The organism is Stutzerimonas stutzeri SDM-LAC (assembly GCF_000235745.1).
Lineage (GTDB): Bacteria > Pseudomonadota > Gammaproteobacteria > Pseudomonadales > Pseudomonadaceae > Stutzerimonas > Stutzerimonas stutzeri_H.
The window spans coordinates 18,125-35,539 of record NZ_AGSX01000132.1 but is presented as its reverse complement, the minus strand read 5'-3'; the positions used below and the strand labels follow the sequence as shown (position 1 = coordinate 35,539).

The following is a 17,415-nucleotide window of genomic DNA, read 5'->3' as shown; positions in this document are numbered from 1 at the left end:
GCTCCTTGTTCTTCATGCCCTTCCATGCCTTCATCTCGTCCCGGCTGCGACCGCAGCCGATGCAGATGTTGTCCTTGAGCTTGCAGATACTGATGCAAGGGTTCTTCGCCTTGTCGCCCAAAACCACCTCCCGGTCAGCCACGGCACCTATGGCTAGTAGAGGCCTCGGCTGGCGGGAGGTTCTAAGCGAATTAGGCTATCGCACCGATCAGTCCCACCAGTACTCCACCTGAACGCCAAAGTTGGAACCATGCTGCGCGCTGCCAAAGGCGCCGGTTTCCGACAATGCGCTGCCAGCCGCCATCAGATTGGCAGCGTCTTGCGCAGCGTCGTTCCACTGAGCATAGGTGTAATACAGGCGGAACTCGGGACGCGCCCAGAATTCCGGGCCTGCAGGTGACCAGGTTGGGGCGATGGTGAACTTGGTCAGCTTGCGGGTTCCGGCGTCCGCATCGATCTGATCGTGCCCCAGCTCGGCGACCAGCTTGAACTCCTCGGTCAATGCATAAACCGGGCGCACACCGACCGATATCCAGTCCTGCTCGCCGCCACCCTGACGCTTGTCCTTCTGATACACCGCCTGGAACTGCCCGCCAAAACGCGGCGTCACCTGCCAGTCGAAGAACTCCACTACCCGCCAGCTCTTGGCGCTTTCGTCCAGTGACACGTCGCCCGTGTAGCCAAGCCCCGTACCCGGTCCTTCTCCATACTGCACGGCGAAGGTATTGCTGCCACCGAGGAAATCAGCCTGTTCGTGCTGAGCCGTCACCGACCAGCCGCTATTGGAGTCGCCACGGTCCGGATCGGCGATGTAACTGACGCCGAACTGCAGTTCCCCACCGGGGTTGGTGTCGAAGCCGCCGACGTTGAAGTCATGGCGATTGGTGTAGTTTTCCTGGAAGACGTTGTCCTTGCGCGAGAAGGCATAGCTGTATTTCAAGCCTCCGATTTCGACGTCCTCGATGCCGGCACCGGTAGCACTCTGGTTCCAGTAGTAGAAATCGGAGATGTGAATGTCATTTCGCTTGTAGAATCGCCGACCGGCCCACAACGACCCGTTGTTCAGCGCCGCAACGTTGCTCCATTCAGCGTAGGCCTGCACCAAGCGGGCAAAACCGTGGTCACCGGTGAACTTCGGGGTGTGGTCGTATTCGTTGTACAGCGCAGCCATGCCCTCGACGCTAAGGACCGAGCCGTCATCCATCGTGAACAGGTCCTGACGCAACCCCAGCTCGGCGTACTGCTCGCACTCGTTCCCTAGTCTGAACTTGGACGGTGCGCCTGGCAGCTGGAAGCAGGCTTGCGATTCGCTTGCAGTCGATTCACCAATACCACTGCGCACATAGCCGTTGAAGTCCAAAGCCTGCGCAGTAAACGGCATAGCGAGACCGGCCAGCGAAACTGCGAGGCCCAGGCGTGTCGTTTTCTTCATATCCGCTCCAATTAGCTCTTATTGTTGTTACTGCTCTTGGATTGAGCCGGTATGGCTCTCCTCTCGATCCGCATGCCAGCTTCGCTGCGTGTTGCGGCTCGATTTTTCGCTAGCAGCGACCCTGGCCACTACCTGCAAAAAAACCTGAAATATCAATAACATTCCTGGGCGCCAGGCGCCGGTACGCAAATACACGGCAACCCCGCCTTTTTCCCACTCTTCGTTTGGTCAGCGACTCACCGCGCGACCAATCGGGTAATGGTGCCGTTGCGACCGGACGAGTCGTTTCCAGGCATAACGCCCAGCCGTTCACCGGTCTGCGCATCGAACAGCAGCACCTTCTCAGGCTCGAATTGCAGCGTCAGGCTCTCGCCGGGATTCGGCGCGGCGTCGGGGGCCAACCGGCAGCAGACCTTGGTCTGGTTGAGGCTGACGAAGATCATGGTGTCGGGCCCTGTCGGCTCGATGACCTGAACTTCGGCACGTAGCGAAGGCAGATTTGCTTCAGTGCCGACGCTGATCTGCTCCGGGCGTATGCCAACGATGACCTCTCGGCCCTCCAGCGATTGCCCGTCCGCCAGGTGCAGCGGCAACTCGCAGCGATCCTGGCCACTCTCCAGCAGTGCGCGCGAGCCACCGGCCTGACGGCTCAGACGCAGCGGGATGAAGTTCATCGGCGGTGATCCGATAAAGCTCGCGACAAACAGGTTGGCCGGGTTGTTGTATATATCCTTGGGCGTGCCGAACTGCTGGACGATGCCGTCCTTCATCACGGCGACCTTATCGCCCAGGGTCATCGCCTCGATCTGGTCATGGGTGACGTAGACCGTGGTGGTCTTCAGGCGCTGATGCATCAGCTTGATTTCGGTGCGCATTTCCACCCGCAGCTTGGCATCGAGGTTGGAAAGCGGCTCGTCGAACAGATAGATTTTCGGCCGCCGCGCCAGCGCCCGCCCCATGGCGACGCGTTGCTGCTGACCGCCGGACAGTTGGGCGGGCTTGCGACCGAGCAGGTGTTCGATCTGCAACAGCTTGGCGACACGCGAAACCTCCTCGTCAATCTTCGACGCAGGCACTTTGCGCATCTTCAAGCCGAAGGCGATGTTTTCCTGCACGGTCATGGTCGGATACAGGGCGTAAGACTGAAACACCATGGCGATGTCGCGATCCTTCGGGCTGGCGCCGCTGATATCGCCGCCGTCCAGGCGGATCTCGCCACCGGTGATCTCTTCCAGCCCTGCGATGCAGTTCATCAAGGTGGATTTACCGCAGCCGGACGGCCCGACAAGGATCAGAAACTCACCATCGTCAATTTTCAGGTCGATGTCTTTCAGCGTGTCGTGGTTGCTGCCGGGATAGCTCTTGCGGACGTTACAAAGTTCAAGTGCAGCCATGATTGTTGTTCTCCTACCCCTTGACCGCGCCGGCTGTGAGCCCACGCAGGAAATACTTGCCGGCGAGGATGTACACCACCAGCGTTGGTAGCCCGGCGATCATCGCCGCGGCCATATCGACGTTGTATTCCTTGACGCCCGTACTGGTGTTCACCAGGTTGTTCAGCGCCACGGTGATCGGCTGCGTATCGCCACTGGCGAACACCACACCGAAGAGGAAGTCATTCCAGATCTGGGTGAACTGCCAGATCAGGCAGACCATGATCGTGGGAATCGACATCGGCAACAGGATTCGCACAAAGATCGTAAAGAACCCCGCACCGTCCAGCCGTGCTGCACGAATCAACGCATCGGGCACACTCACGTAAAAGTTGCGGAAGAACAGCGTGGTAAAGGCCAGGCCATACACCAGGTGCACCAGCACCAGTCCTGGCGTGGTATTGGCCAACCCCAGCTGACCCAGGGTGAAGGATGCTGGCAGCAGGATGACCTGAAACGGCAGGAAGCAGCCGAACAGCAATAAGCCGAAGAACAGCTGCGAGCCGCGGAAGCGCCACATCGCCAACACATAGCCGTTCAGCGCACCGAGCAGGGTCGAAAGGATGACTGCCGGAACGGTGATCTTCACCGAGTTCCAGAAGTAACCGCCGACCACATCCCACGCCTTGACCCAACCGATCACAGTCGTGACCTCCGGCCACGACAGCAGGTTGCCGGTGCGGATGTCAGCCGGCGTCTTCAGGCTGGTCAGCAGCATGACCACCAGCGGTATGAGATACATCGCAACGGCGACAAGCAGCGTTGTGTAGATCGCTACGCGGCTGAACGTCAGGCGCTTTTGCCCTACATGGCTAGTCATGGCGCTTGTTCCTCAGTTCCGAATACAGATAAGGCACAACGATCGCCATCACAGCGCCCAGCATGAGGATCGCGCTCGCCGCGCCGAGCCCCATCTGCCCGCGAGTGAAGGTGTGCGTGTACATGAACATTGCCGGCAAGTCGGAGGCGTAGCCCGGCCCGCCCGCGGTCATTGCCGCCACCAGGTCGAACGCCTTGATGGCGATATGCGCAAGGATCATCAGCGCACTGAAGAACACCGGCCGCAAGCTGGGCAGGACGATGCGCAGATAGATGCTCGGCAGGCTGGCGCCGTCGATCTGTGCCGCACGTACGATGGATTGGTCGACTCCACGCAAGCCGGCGAGAAACAGCGCCATGACGAAACCCGAGGCCTGCCATACGGCAGCAATCACCAGGCAATAGACCACGCGGTCCGGGTCTACCAGCCAGTCGAAACGAAAGCCTTCCCAGCCCCAGTCCCGCAGCATCTTGTCGATACCCAGACCGGGGTTAAGCAGCCACTTCCAGGCGGTGCCGGTGACGATCATCGACAGCGCCATCGGGTAGAGATAGACGGTGCGGATGAAGCCTTCGCGGCGAATGCGTTGGTCCAGCAGGACGGCCAGCAGCACGCCAATCGCCAGGCTGATCGCAATGAACAGGCCGCCAAATACCAACAGGTTCTTGCTGGCCACCCACCAGCGATCGTTGTTCCAGAGGCGCTCGTACTGCAGCAGCCCAACCCACTTGTAGCTGGGCATGAAGCTTGAATTGGTGAACGAAAGCAGAAACGTCCACATGATGTAGCCGTAGAAGCCGACCAGAACGATCAGCATGCTGGGTGCCAGCACCAGCTTGGGAAGCCAGTTCTGCAGCGCATCCAGCGGCGAAGCCTTGGTGAATACAGCCGTTGAGCTCATGGTTGGCTCCGATTGAGTTCAGGTTCCATCACAGTCCCGTTACAGAAATCCCGGATGCGACGGCCAGAAGCCGACAGGCACCAAAGATTTCGAGCAAGCCGATCCCGTTGCGGTCAGCCGACAGGCCTGACCGCAGGGAGTCGATGCCTAAAGCATCCGGTTGTTTGTTGTCGGGCGGGGCACCAAGGGTTCGTGCCCCGCAAGCGTTACTGGACCGCCTGAATCGCAGCGGCCAGCTGCTGGGCAGCTTTCTTCGGATCGGCATCCGGGTCGTTGAAGAAATTGGTCACGACATCGAACACAGCGCCCTGCACATAGCTCGATGCGGCCATGCCGTGAGCAAGGCTAGGCACCAGCCCCGGGCCTTGTGCCGCCTCCTTGAAATCCTTCATGGATTGTTGGGCACAGGCATCGAACTCAGCCATGTCCTGATCCAGACGTACTGGAATGGAGCCTTTGTTCTGATTGAAGAACTGCTGGAATTCCGGCTCCATGACAATGCGGGCCAGATCCTGCTGGGCCTTGCGATTGTCATCGTTGTTCAGCTTGAACATCGCCAGTGAGTCGATGTTGTAGGCAAAGCTGCCCTGGGTGCCCGGGAACGGCACGCACGTGTAGTCCTCACCAGCGATTTTCTTGGCCGCGCTCCACTCGCTCTTGGCCCAGTCGCCCATGAGCTGCATACCGGCCTTACCGTTCATGACCATCGCCGTCGCGCTGTTCCAGTCGCGGCCCGCTGCGTTGTTGTCGACGTAGCTGCGCAGCTTCTTCAGCGCCTCGAACGTCTTGACCATCTTGTCGCCGGTGAGCACGTCACGATCGAGTTCGACGAATGCCTTGCGGAAGTCCTCAGGGCCCAGGATCGCCAGCGCCAGATCTTCGAAAACGGTTCCGTCCTGCCAGGGTTGGCCACCGTGAGCGAGCGGCATGAAGCCCGCGGCTTTCAACTTGTCGGCAACAGTGAAAAATTCGTCGAGTGTTTTCGGCGGTTCAACGCCGGCCTTCTCGAACACGTCCGGGTTGATCCACAACCAGTTGACGCGATGTACGTTGACCGGCACGGCAACGTAGTCCCCGTCGTACTTCATCGCCGTCGACACCTGCACAGGCAGCAATTCGTCCCAGTTGGCTTTTTCAGCCACATCGTTGAGGTCGGTGAGCAAGCCCAACTCGCCCCACTCCTGAATGTCAGGACCTTTGATCTGAGCAGCGGCAGGCGCGTTACCGGAAACGGCGCGGGTCTTGAGAACGGTCATGGCCGCTTCGCCGCCACCACCGGCAACGGCGAAATCCTTCCAGGTGTGACCCTCTTCCTCGACCAGTCGCTGCAGCGTGTCGGCGGCGCGCTTTTCGCCGCCGGATGTCCACCAGTGCAGCACTTCCACTTCGCCGGCTTGGGCAAACGGAACGAGAGAGGCGAGGGAAACAGCAGTAACCAAACGATGAATCGCGTTCATTGGGGTTCCTTTTCTTGTTTTTATCGATGCAAGTCTTTGCTTGCGCTGCACCGATTCTAGGCGCGCCAACCAGCGCGCCGGGTAACGAAGGGATGGGGATTGGTCACCGTTTCGTTACAAAGCTCGGGCTTTGCAACGCGTCGGTGCGTATCGCAAAACAGGGCGGCGTCATGCGGTCGTCCGCGGCAGGCTTAACGTCACGCGCAAACCACCGGCAGGCAAATTACGCAGGCTGACCTCCCCGCCATGCGCATGCGCGATGTTGCGCGCGATACCGAGACCAAGCCCATAACCAGGCTGCTTGGCAGCCAGGCGGAAGTTGGGCTCGAACACCTGCGTCAGCCAGGTTTCAGGCACGCCCGGGCCTTCATCATCGACATGCAGAACGAAGGCACCGTTATCGTCTTCGATGAGCAGATGGGCGCGTTCACCATACTTCAACGCGTTATCCAGCAAATTGCCGATGCAGCGCTTGAGCGCCAGCGGTTTTCCGGCGTAGGGCGCGCAAGCCCTGCCCACAACCGTGACGCGACCGTTACCCCCTGTCGCCAGGTACGGCTCGGTGACGCAATCGAGCAGGTGGTTGAGATCCAGCGGTTCGATGTTTTCGTGGATATCGGTGTCCTTGACGCATTGCAACGCGCCTTTGACCAACAGCTCCAGTTCATCCAGGTCGCGGCTGAACTTCCGCTGCAAGGCTTCATCTTCCAGCAACTCCACACGCAACCGCAGCCGCGTTATCGGCGTGCGCAAATCGTGGGAAATCGCGCTGAACAACTGGCTGCGCTCGGTCAGGTAACGTCCGATACGCTCACGCATCGTATTGAAGGCACGGCTGACCTCGACGACTTCGCTACCACCCGCTTCAGGCAGCAGCTCCACTTCGCTGCCCAGCGACATCTCGCGCGCCGCCTGCGCCAGTTGCTTGAGCGGCCGGCTTTGCCAGTGCACCAGAATGCCGATGAACAACAGCAGGAAGCTGCTGGTGAGGAAGATAAACCAGAGTTGCTGCCTGGGTATGCCCTCGTCTTCGAGGCTGACGTAGGGCGCAGGCATCAGCGAGGCGAGATAGAGCCACTCGTCCGGCGCGATCTGAATCTGCGTGACCAGCACCGGCGGATTCAGCGGTTCCAGGCTCAGAGCGTAATGCGCCCAGGACCTTGGCAATTCATCGAGTTTCAGGCCGCCGTTGAAGATGCGCAGGTCATCGGGACTGACGAAGCTCACCAGCATGTCAACATCCTTGCCAAGGCGCTCACGCAGCACCTTGTCTACGTCAGCCAACACCGCCTGCTTGCGCTCGGTTGGCGGCAGGATCTGCATCTCGAGCGGCTTGTCATTCAACGAAACGAAAAAGCGCGTGCCGCCCATACTGCGCAACTGATCGAGCACCAGCGGTCGATACCCCAGTGGCAGGGAACGGAAATAGCTGACGCTCGCGGCCATCGAATGCGCCAGGCTGCGGGCGCTGGTCAACAATCCTTCCATCTGGCTCGCGCGAAGCTGGGATACCCAGATAAAGCTCGAAAGCGCTTGCGCCATCAGCACGACCAGAAGCGTCAGCAAGAGCATTCGGCCGAGCAGCGAGCGTGGGATTGGCAACCAGCGACGCTTAACCGAGCGAGTCATAGTGCGGCGCCACCTGCGCGGCGAGCAGATAGCCGCTACCGCGAACGGTACGAATCAACCGAGGGCACTTGCCTGTATCGCGTAGCCGCTGACGCAGACGACTGACCGCCATGTCGACGATGCGCTCGAGCGGCATCACTTCGCGACCACGCGTGGCGTTGGCGATAGTGTCGCGGTCGAGAATTTGCTGCGGATGGTCGAGAAACAGTTTGAGCAACGCGAAATCCGCGCCAGACAGCAACACTTCTTCCCCGTCCTGGTGAAACAGTCGATGGCTGACCATATCCAGTCGCCAGTCATCGAATGCCAGTACGTCGCTGACGCGCTCCTGACCGAAGTTGACCCGGCGCAGCAGCGCCTTGATCCGCGCCAGGAGTTCGCGTGGACTGAATGGCTTGCCCAGATAATCGTCCGCGCCCAACTCAAGCCCGATTACCCGATCAGCCTCATCCGAACTGGCGGTCAACATGATGATGGGCATCTGAGCGAGACGCTGATGGCCTCTGACCCAGCGGCATAAGCTGAATCCATCTTCGTCCGGCAACATGACATCGAGGATGACCAAGTCCGCCGGATCGCTGGCCATGGCATGACGAAATTGCGCGCCGTCGGCGACGGTACGCACGTGGAAACCTGATCGGCTGAGGTAGGTATCAAGCAGTTCGCGGATTTCCTGATCATCGTCGACCAGCAGAATCGATCTTCCAACCTGGGTCACTGGCATCCATTCTCTTGTTAGGTAGGTGTATCTAAGCGGGTCAGCCTCCGCTGGATGGGCCCTCCAGCAAGTGCTGCAACGCTACGCCCGCGCCTTCCAGCCCAGGGTACTCAGCCGTTACCACCCAGACCGGAATCTCGTCAAAATAACGGCTCATGCAGCCCTTGTCGCGCAAACTCTGGCTGAACCCGCTGCGTATGAAGAACTCGACGAAGCGCGGCACGATTCCGCCGGCGATGTATACGCCGCCGCGCGAACCCGTAGTCAGCACATTGTCGCCCGCGATCCGACCCAACCAGACGCAGAATTGTTCCAGAACCGATGCCGCATAAGCATCGCCACTCAATGCCGCTGCGGTGACTTGAGCAGGCGTGGTCAGCTTTGGCGGCTCGCCATCGAGCGCGCAGCTGGTTCGATAGAGTTCGAGCAGGCCACCACCACTGAGAATCGCCTCGGCATTTACATGGCCGAACTTGTCGTGCAACCGCGCCCAGAGCGCACCCTCGCGCGCGGTGCCGATCGGCAAGCAGACATGGCCACCCTCCCCCGGTAGCGCCTTCCAGCCGCCTGGCATGGGCAGAAGCGTAGCAACGCCTAGTCCGGTACCCGGGCCGATAACCAGGCGCGCCGCACCCGGCTCGGACCGACCCGGACAGACTTCGATCAGCTCGCCCTCGCGTAACCGGGTCATGCCCAGCGCCATCGCGGTGAAATCATTGACCAGCAGCAGATCGCTCAGCCCCAGGTCTTCACAGAACGCCTTGCGGCTCAAACGCCAATGGTTGTTGGTAAATGCGAACTCATCGCCTGAAACGGGGCCAGCACAGGCGAGACACACCGCCTGCAGGGCTTCGACACTCTGCCCAACACCTTGCAGGTATGCACGAATGGCATCTTCCGGACGCAGATAATCAACGGTCGGCAACACCCGCACCGACTCGATCTGCTGATTGCGCCACAATGCAAACCGCGCATTGGTGCCGCCGATATCACCGACCAGTGCTGTCACTTGAGCGCCTCCAGCTCATCGGTGAATACACTTGCGCCCTTCTCTGCCGGACTGAAGGCTGCGCGCAGGAAGCCGAACAGCTCGCGCCCACAGCCAATCCCCAAATCGCTCGGGGCTGATATGGGCTCGCGGCTGTCGAACTCGGCCTGATCGACCAGAACATGCAGTGTGCCTGCTTCACCATCGACGCGAATGACATCGCCGTCGCGCACCCGACACAGCGGGCCGCCGTCGAGCGCCTCCGGGCTCACATGAATCGCGGCTGGGACTTTTCCTGACGCACCGGACATGCGTCCGTCGGTTACCAATGCAACCTTGTAGCCGCGATCCTGCAGGACGCCGAGGAATGGGGTCAGCTTGTGCAGTTCAGGCATGCCGTTGGCTTTCGGCCCCTGAAAACGCACCACCGCGACAAAGTCTTTTTCCAATTCGCCATTCTTGAACGCTTGAGCGAGCTCGCTCTGGTCACTGAAGACTCGCGCAGGCGCTTCAACCACGCGGTGCTCCGGCGCGACGGCGGAGATCTTCGTAACACCGCGCCCGAGGTTTCCTTCCAGGACACGCAGCCCGCCTTCAGGCGAAAACGCGCGCTCGACCGGGCACAGGATCGCCTCGTCCAGACTGTTTTCCGGCCCTTCGCGCCAGACGAGTTTGCCGTCTTCGAGGAACGGTTCCTTGGTGTATTGGCTGAGGCCTTTGCCGATAACCGTATGAACATCCTCATGCAGCAAGCCTGCCTCCAGCAGCGTACGCACCATGAACGGAACGCCACCGCAGGCGTGGAAATGGTTAACGTCCGCCTGGCCGTTCGGGTAGACCTTGGCGAGCGTCGGCGTCACTGCCGATATATCGGCCATATCCTGCCAGGTGAGCTGAATGCCCGCCGCCTGGGCGAATGCCGGGATATGCAGGGTATGGTTGGTCGAGCCGCCAGTCGCATTCAAGGCCACGACCGAGTTGATGATTGATTTTTCATCGATGATTTTGCACAGCGGGATGTAGGTACCCGACTGCGGCGTCAGGCGAGTCACCTGCCGCGCTGCTTCGCGCGTGAGCTCGTCGCGTAGTGGCGTATAGGGATTGACGAAGGACGAACCCGGCAGGTGCAGGCCCATGATTTCCATCACCACCTGATTGGTGTTGGCGGTGCCGTAGAAGGTGCAGGTGCCTGGGCTGTGATACGACAGCATTTCCGACTCCAGCAGCTCCTCGCGGCTGGCCTTGCCTTCTGCGAAACGTTGGCGCACTTCCGCTTTCTGCTTGTTAGGAATGCCTGAGGGCATCGGGCCACCGGGCACGAACACCGATGGCAGGTGACCGAAGCGCAAGGCGCCAATCATCAGGCCCGGGATGATCTTGTCGCAGATGCCGAGGTAGAGCGCACCGTCGAACATGTTGTGCGACAACGCAACGGCGGTGGACATCGCGATCACCTCGCGGCTGGCCAGGCTGAGTTCCATCCCGGCTTCGCCTTGCGTGACACCGTCACACATTGCCGGCACACCACCGGCGAACTGGCCGATCGAGCCTACTTCGCGCAGCGCTTCCTTGATCACGTCTGGAAAGTAATGGTACGGCTGGTGTGCCGAAAGCATGTCGTTGTACGCCGAGACGATTGCCACGTTGGCCTCGTTCATCAATCGCAAGCGCTGCTTGTCGTCCGGCGAATTGCAACCCGCAACGCCATGCGCGAAGTTTGCGCACTGCAGCTTGCCACGTTGCGGGCCGTCGCTCGCCGCCCCGGCCATCTGCGCAAGATAACGCTGGCGTGTCGGCCGGCTGCGTTCGATCAATCGCTCGGTAACTTCTTGAATTCGCGGGTGCATGCCATCACTCCTGCTCGTAAATCTGTAGGTTTTACCAACAAAACAACATGTATTTGGGCTTGATTTCTATTTTGACAGGAATAATCTTGTAATTCCTACAACAAATTCTGCCCGGGAACCTTGTTATGACTATTCGCATCGCCATCAACGGCTTCGGCCGTATCGGACGCAACGTCCTTCGTGCCCTGTACAGCCAGAGCTATCGCGAGCACCTGCAGGTCGTGGCGATCAACGACCTCGGCAGCCCGGCGATGAACGCCCACCTGTTGCAGTACGACAGCGTCCATGGCCATTTCGACGCAAAGGTTGAAGTGGCGGACGACCAGTTGCGGGTCAACGGTGACCCGATTGCCGTGACGGCGATCCGCAACCCTGCCGAGCTGCCGTGGCGCCAACACAACGTCGATGTGGTGTTTGAGTGTACCGGGCTGTTCACCTCCCGTGAAAAAGCCAGCGCGCACCTGCAGGCCGGTGCCGGCAAAGTGATTATTTCTGCCCCGGCATCCGGCGTTGACGCAACCATCGTTTACGGCGTCAACCATGACACATTGCGCCAATCCCACCAGATCATTTCCAACGCCTCCTGTACCACCAACTGCCTGGCGCCGGTTGCACAGGTGCTGTCGCGCGAATACGGCATCGAACACGGCCTGATGACCACCATCCATGCCTACACCAATGATCAGAATCTGTCGGACGTCTATCACAGCGACCCGTTCCGAGCGCGCTCGGCAACTCAGTCGATGATCCCGACCAAGACCGGCGCCGCCGAAGCGGTGGGCCTGGTACTGCCAGAGCTGGCCGGCAAGCTGACCGGCATGGCGGTGCGCGTTCCGGTGATCAACGTCTCGCTGGTCGACCTGACCCTCGAACTGAGTCGCGAGACAACCGCCGAGGAGGTCAACGCATTGATGCTCGACGCCAGTCAGCACTCGCCGATCCTGGCGTGCAACTCGCTGCCCCTGGTTTCCTGCGACTTCAACCACAACCCGATGTCGTCGATTTTCGACACCAACCACACCAAGGTTAGCGGACGCCTATTGAAAGTGATGGCCTGGTATGACAACGAGTGGGGCTTTTCCAACCGGATGCTCGACACTTGCCGCGCGCTGCACGAAGCGTCATAACGATCAGCAGCCCAGCCCAGCCCCCAAGGAAGAACATGAACCGTATCGACTTCGTGAGCGCGACACTCCCCGCCCGCAAACGTATCGCGCTGGTTGCGCACGATCACTGCAAGGAGCGCCTGCTGGCCTGGACTGAGCGGCAGAAATCAAAACTGGAGCCACATGAGTTGCTGGCCACCGGGACCACGGGGTTGCTACTCGAGCGGCGCTTGAAGTTGCCGGTCGAGTGCATGATCAGCGGCCCCCTCGGAGGAGATCAGCAGATCGGCGCACGCATTGCCGAACGCCGGATCGACATGTTGGTGTTCTTCTGGGATCCCTTCGAGCCACAACCGCACGACCCCGACGTGAAGGCGCTGCTTAGGGTCGCCGCGGTGTGGAACATCCCGCTGGCGGCCAACGAAAGCAGTGCCGATTACCTGCTTTCCAGCCCGCTGCTGGACCAGGAACACTCACTGAGCATCCCGAACTATGCAAACTACCTGGCCGGCCGCCAGGTAACCGACCACTAGGTAACCGATCAATAGTTGTGACGGTCCTCGTCCGGCATGGGTTGGCCTTCTTCAGGCTCAGCCTCGGCACGCAGGTCATCGAAATCGGTCTTCAAACCGGTTTCCATGCTATCCAGCTCGGCCAGAAGACTGCGGAAACTGGTTTGCTCACGCGACGTCTCCGGCTCCCCTTCGGGATCGGCGCGCGCCTGCAGCGACGCCGGCACAGGAGCCTCTTCGTCGTCGACCAGCTGGGGTTCGGGCTCCATCTCACGCAATACGGCCAGCGGTGGCAACTCGTCGAGGTTCTTCAGGTTGAAGTGATCGAGGAATTGCTTGGTGGTGGCGAACATGGCCGGCCGCCCTGGTACGTCGCGATGACCGACCACCCGCACCCACTCACGCTCCAGGAGCGTTTTCACGATCTGGCTGTTGACCGCCACACCGCGGATGTCTTCAATCTCGCCGCGCGTGATTGGCTGGCGGTAGGCGATCAGTACCAGCGTTTCCAGAAACGCTCGCGAGTAGCGCTGCGGCCGCTCTTCCCATAGCCGGCCGACCCAGGGCGAGAAACGCTCGCGCACCTGCAGACGGTAACCACTGGCCACTTCTTTCAACTCGAATGCCCGGCCTTTGCAGGACTTGTCCAGCACCTCGAGTGCCTTGCGCAGCAAGCTGGGGGTTGGCCGCTCGATTTCGTCGAACAGCTCGGCCATTCGCTCAACCGACATCGGCTTGCCCGAGGCCAGCAAGAAGGCTTCAAGCAGCGAGGCAAGATCCTTCGGATCGGACAGATTCACAGGTTCGGCTCCATTGACGCTTCCAGTGGCAACGAGGACTCATCGCTGCGAGCCCTGACATGAATCGGTGCGAAGGGCTCGTTCTGCACCAGCTCGACCAGCGATTCCTTGATCAACTCAAGTACTGCCATGAAGGTCACCACCACGCCGAGACGCCCCTCCTCGGCCGTGAACAGCGCAACGAAAGGTACGAAGCCACCGCCCTTGAGCCGTTCGAGCACGTCGCTCATGCGCTCGCGGGTCGACAGCGTCTCGCGCGTCACCTGGTGGCTTTCGAACATGTCGGCACGACGCAAGACCTCAGCCATCGAGATCAACAATTCCTCCAGGCTGACCTGAGGCAACAGCTTGCGCGCGCGTGCATCGGGTGCGTCGAGTTTCGGTACGTGCAAGTCACGACCCACCCGAGGCAGTTGGTCGATATCTTCCGACGCCGCCTTGAACCGCTCGTACTCCTGCAGCCTGCGGATCAGCTCGGCACGCGGATCGAGTTCGTCCTCCTCCACTTCGGCCGAGCGCGGCAGCAGCATGCGCGACTTGATTTCAGCCAGCATGGCCGCCATCACCAGATATTCGGCCGCCAGCTCAAGGCGCACGGCCTTCATCAGCTCGACATAGCCCATGTACTGACGAGTGATTTCCGCGACGGGGATATCGAGAATATCGATGTTCTGCTTGCGGATCAGATAGAGCAGCAAATCCAGCGGCCCCTCGAATGCCTCGAGGAAGACCTCCAGTGCATCCGGGGGAATATAGAGATCCTGCGGCAGGTTATTGAAAGCCTCGCCGTAGACAAGTGCCAGCCGCAGCTGCTCGCCGGGCGCCTGGATGGTCGCCTCGGCCTGGGTGTCCTGCATTATCTCTCCGGAACGAACGAATACTGGAAGCGGCGACAGCTTATGCCGGCTACCGAACAGGCTCTAGCGATAATTCAGTCCCATGGCCTGACGCATGACCACTAGTGTTTCCCGTGCTTCGTCGCGAGCCTGTTCAGCGCCCTCTGCCAATATGCTGCGCACCAGATCCGGGTTCGACTCGTAGTCCTGAGCACGCTCCTGCAGCGGGGTCAGCTCAAGCTTGATTGCATCAATGAGGGGCGCCTTGCACTCCAGGCAGCCAATACCCGCGGTGCGGCAGCACTGTTCGGCCCACTGACAGACGTCTGCTGCCGAATGGGCCTGGTGCATTTGCCATACCGGACAGCGCGTCGGCTCACCCGGATCGTGGCGATGAACGCGTGCCGGATCGGTCGGCATGCGCTTGATCTTTTCCTCGATTTCATCCGGCGTATCGCGCAGAAAGATGGAGTTACTGGACGACTTAGCCATTTTTCCGCCATCGAGCCCCGACACCTTGGGGGAATCGCTCAGCAGGGCCTGCGGCTCGGGCAACAACAACCTGCCACTCCCCTCCAGATAACCAAACAGGCGCTCCTGGTCACCAATGGTAATGGTCTGCTGATCCTTGAGCAGCGCGCGGGCGGTGTTCAGCGCTTCGATGTCGCCCTGCTCTTGGTAACTTTTGCGCAGACTGGCGTAGAGCTTGGAGCTTTTCTTGCCAAGCTTGCGTATCGCCGCTTCGGCCTTGACCTCGAAATCCTCTTCGCTGCCATAGAGGTGGTTGAAGCGCCTGGCAACATCGCGAGCGAACTCGATATGCGGCAGCTGATCGGCACCAACGGGCACGACACCGGCGCGATAAGCGAGGATGTCCGCAGCCTGCAGCAACGGATAACCGAGAAAGCCGTAAGTGCCGAGATCCTTGTGCTGCGAATCGAGCTGCAGCTCTTTGTAGGATGGCACGCGCTCCAGCCACGCCAAGGGGCAGATCATCGAAAGCAGAAGGTGCAGCTCGGCATGTTCAGGTACTTGGGACTGCACGAACAAGGTGGCAGAGCTCGGGCTTACGCCGGCTGCCAGCCAATCGATTGCCATCTCTTGGACGTTGCGTGCGATATCGGCGCCTGCAGCGTAGTCAGTGGTCAATGCATGCCAATCAACGATGCAGAAAAAACACTGGTATTCATGCTGCATCCTGACCCAGCTCTTCAGCACGCCGTGATAGTGACCAAGGTGGAGGCGGCCGCTAGGCCGCATTCCGGAGACTACACGTCGCTGCGAATCCATGGCGCTCAAAAGGGTTTCCTTCGTGAGTTTGAAAAAGGTGCGCGGTTCAGCCGGCGAACGGTGCGGGATCGCCGCAGCCAACCCGCACCACTTCCGGGTCGCCATCCACCAAGCTGATGACGGTCGACGCTTCGACGCCACCGTAACCGCCGTCGATGATCAGGTCTACCTGATGCTCCAATGCATCGCGCATTTCGTACGGGTCGCTCATCGGCTCGGTTTGGCCAGGCAGGATCAGGCTGACGCTCATCAATGGCTCACCCAGCTCGGCAAGCAACGCCTGGGCGATCGGCTGCGCAGGCACGCGCAGCCCGATGGTACGGCGCTTTGGATGCAGCAGCATTCGCGGCACCTCCCGCGTGGCACTGAGAATGATGGTATATGGCCCGGGAAGATGCGTCTTGAGCAGCCGGAAGGCGGCGGTATCCACCTTGGCGAACAGCCCCAGCTGCGATAGGTCGCGACAGACCAGGGTGAAGTTATGCTTATCGTCCAACTGACGCAGCCGGCGAATCCGCTCGATGCCGGTTTTGTTGCCCATCGAGCAACCCACAGCATAAGAAGAGTCGGTGGGGTAAACCACCACTCCGCCGCTGCGAATGATCTCTACGGCCTGCTTGATCAGCCTGGCCTGCGGGTTGTCCGGGTGTATCTGAAAAAACTGGCTCATGGGAACTCCCTGTTCAGCGGGCCACAGACTCGCCGGGTTCATGATCGAAAGACCTCCACAGTGGTCGCAAATCGTCAGGCAGGGTTCGATACATCCCCAACTCCGACCAGTCGCCCGGTGCATGAAAATCACTGCCGATGCTGGCCATCAGACCGAACTCCCGCACCAGAATCGATAAGCCGCCGACCTGCTCCAACGGCTGCATGCCGTTAACCACTTCCAGCGCATGGCCACCCGCCTGGGCGAATTCGCTCACCAGCCGACGGCGTTTGCTACGCGTGAAATCGTACTGCCATGGGTGCGCAAGACTGATCCAGGCGCCGGCATCACGCAAGGTGCTCACGGTCTGCTCAAGCGTCGGCCAATGCTGCTTGACGTCGCCCAGCTTCCCCGAACCAAGCCACTTGCGAAACGCTTCGGCGCGGTCGCGCACGTGGCCGGCACGCACAAGGTAATCAGCAAAATGTGGGCGCGCGGGCGCGTTGCCGCTATCACCCAACTCTTGCTGAATCGCCCGTGCGCCCGCCAGCGCACCCGACATCCCTTTCGCCTCCAGACGCTGAGCAATCGTCTCGGCGCGCTGCCACCGGCCCGCGTGCAAATCAGCGATGGCCTGCTGCAGCGCAACCGCATCGCGGCGAAACGCATAACCCAGCACATGGATGGTGGCGCCGTTCCAGACACAGGACAGCTCGATGCCATTGACCAGCCGGACACCCAGGGAATCAGCAGCGGCGCGCGCCTCATCGAGCCCTTCGAGGGTGTCGTGATCAGTCAGGGCAAGCAGCTCGATCCCACGCGCATGGGCTCGCTGCACCAGCACGCCAGGCGCGAGCACTCCGTCTGAGGCGGTGCTGTGGCAATGCAGATCAACAATCATTCGGGGCAGATTCTCCAAAGGGGAGTAGAGCGTGTGACCGTCAGCGCCAGCGCTCGTGCCGTCGTTCAGTTTGCCAAAGCTTGCGCAATGTCTTGG

At 60.4% G+C, this 17,415-nt stretch carries 17 protein-coding genes; 2 read left to right on the top strand and 15 right to left on the bottom strand.

The window, feature by feature from the left end; genetic code table 11:
- The 10 genes from PSTU_RS21375 to edd all read right to left on the bottom strand — a co-directional run.
- The coding region (locus PSTU_RS21375; protein WP_019341686.1) for a DUF1289 domain-containing protein at positions 1-121 on the bottom strand (121 nt) is incomplete at its 3' end.
- Between the two features lie 87 nt (positions 122-208).
- Positions 209-1,432: a maltoporin gene (locus tag PSTU_RS0114165; RefSeq protein ID WP_019341685.1), complete on the bottom strand. Its 1,224-nt coding sequence runs from the start codon at positions 1,430-1,432 to the stop codon at positions 209-211.
- A gap of 236 nt (positions 1,433-1,668) precedes the next feature.
- Positions 1,669-2,826, bottom strand: coding sequence for an ABC transporter ATP-binding protein (locus PSTU_RS0114160; protein ID WP_019341684.1), 1,158 nt, complete (start codon positions 2,824-2,826; stop codon positions 1,669-1,671).
- A gap of 13 nt (positions 2,827-2,839) precedes the next feature.
- Entirely contained in the window at positions 2,840-3,685 is an 846-nt protein-coding gene (locus tag PSTU_RS0114155; protein ID WP_019341683.1) for a carbohydrate ABC transporter permease, read from the bottom strand.
- On the bottom strand, positions 3,678-4,586 hold the full coding sequence (locus PSTU_RS0114150) for a carbohydrate ABC transporter permease (protein WP_019341682.1): 909 nt from the start codon (positions 4,584-4,586) through the stop codon (positions 3,678-3,680). The genes PSTU_RS0114155 and PSTU_RS0114150 overlap by 8 nt, the downstream gene beginning before the upstream one ends.
- Before the next feature lie 206 nt (positions 4,587-4,792).
- On the bottom strand, positions 4,793-6,043 hold the full coding sequence (locus PSTU_RS0114145; protein WP_019341681.1) for an ABC transporter substrate-binding protein: 1,251 nt from the start codon (positions 6,041-6,043) through the stop codon (positions 4,793-4,795).
- A 168-nt stretch (positions 6,044-6,211) separates the two neighbouring features.
- Positions 6,212-7,672 (bottom strand): ATP-binding protein, encoded by a 1,461-nt coding sequence (locus PSTU_RS0114140; protein WP_019341680.1) that lies wholly within the window; start codon positions 7,670-7,672, stop codon positions 6,212-6,214.
- Positions 7,656-8,396 (bottom strand): response regulator, encoded by a 741-nt coding sequence (locus tag PSTU_RS0114135; RefSeq protein ID WP_019341679.1) that lies wholly within the window; start codon positions 8,394-8,396, stop codon positions 7,656-7,658. The genes PSTU_RS0114140 and PSTU_RS0114135 overlap by 17 nt, the downstream gene beginning before the upstream one ends.
- Before the next feature lie 34 nt (positions 8,397-8,430).
- On the bottom strand, positions 8,431-9,399 hold the full coding sequence (locus tag PSTU_RS0114130) for a glucokinase (protein WP_019341678.1): 969 nt from the start codon (positions 9,397-9,399) through the stop codon (positions 8,431-8,433).
- A complete protein-coding gene (gene edd, locus PSTU_RS0114125) occupies positions 9,396-11,225 on the bottom strand; it encodes a phosphogluconate dehydratase (RefSeq protein WP_019341677.1) in 1,830 nt (609 codons plus the stop codon). Before edd ends, PSTU_RS0114130 begins: the two co-directional genes overlap by 4 nt.
- A gap of 125 nt (positions 11,226-11,350) precedes the next feature.
- Between edd and gap the strand changes: the two genes are divergently transcribed.
- Together gap and PSTU_RS0114115 are read left to right on the top strand one after the other, a co-directional pair.
- Positions 11,351-12,352 carry a type I glyceraldehyde-3-phosphate dehydrogenase gene (gene gap / locus PSTU_RS0114120; protein WP_019341676.1) on the top strand — a complete coding sequence of 334 codons (1,002 nt, stop codon included), beginning with the start codon at positions 11,351-11,353 and terminating at the stop codon, positions 12,350-12,352.
- Between the two features lie 35 nt (positions 12,353-12,387).
- Positions 12,388-12,864, top strand: a complete 477-nt coding sequence (locus PSTU_RS0114115) for a methylglyoxal synthase (protein WP_019341675.1) — start codon at positions 12,388-12,390, stop codon at positions 12,862-12,864.
- Between the two features lie 8 nt (positions 12,865-12,872).
- On the opposite strand, the gene scpB is transcribed toward PSTU_RS0114115, so the two are convergent.
- The 5 genes from scpB to PSTU_RS0114090 all read right to left on the bottom strand — a co-directional run bounded on the left by scpB (position 12,873) and on the right by PSTU_RS0114090 (position 17,319).
- Positions 12,873-13,643, bottom strand: a complete 771-nt coding sequence (gene scpB, locus PSTU_RS0114110; RefSeq protein WP_019341674.1) for an SMC-Scp complex subunit ScpB — start codon at positions 13,641-13,643, stop codon at positions 12,873-12,875.
- Complete coding sequence (locus PSTU_RS20830; RefSeq protein ID WP_019341673.1) at positions 13,640-14,500, bottom strand: segregation and condensation protein A; 861 nt, start codon at positions 14,498-14,500, stop codon at positions 13,640-13,642. Before PSTU_RS20830 ends, scpB begins: the two co-directional genes overlap by 4 nt.
- A gap of 63 nt (positions 14,501-14,563) precedes the next feature.
- The gene (locus PSTU_RS0114100; protein ID WP_080571213.1) at positions 14,564-15,769 is read right to left on the bottom strand and encodes a tryptophan--tRNA ligase; all 1,206 of its coding nucleotides are present in this window, start codon (positions 15,767-15,769) and stop codon (positions 14,564-14,566) included.
- A 46-nt stretch (positions 15,770-15,815) separates the two neighbouring features.
- Entirely contained in the window at positions 15,816-16,439 is a 624-nt protein-coding gene (locus tag PSTU_RS0114095; protein ID WP_019341671.1) for an L-threonylcarbamoyladenylate synthase, read from the bottom strand.
- 13 nt (positions 16,440-16,452) lie between these two features.
- Positions 16,453-17,319, bottom strand: coding sequence for a PHP domain-containing protein (locus PSTU_RS0114090; protein ID WP_019341670.1), 867 nt, complete (start codon positions 17,317-17,319; stop codon positions 16,453-16,455).
- Between the last annotated feature and the right edge of the window lie 96 nt (positions 17,320-17,415).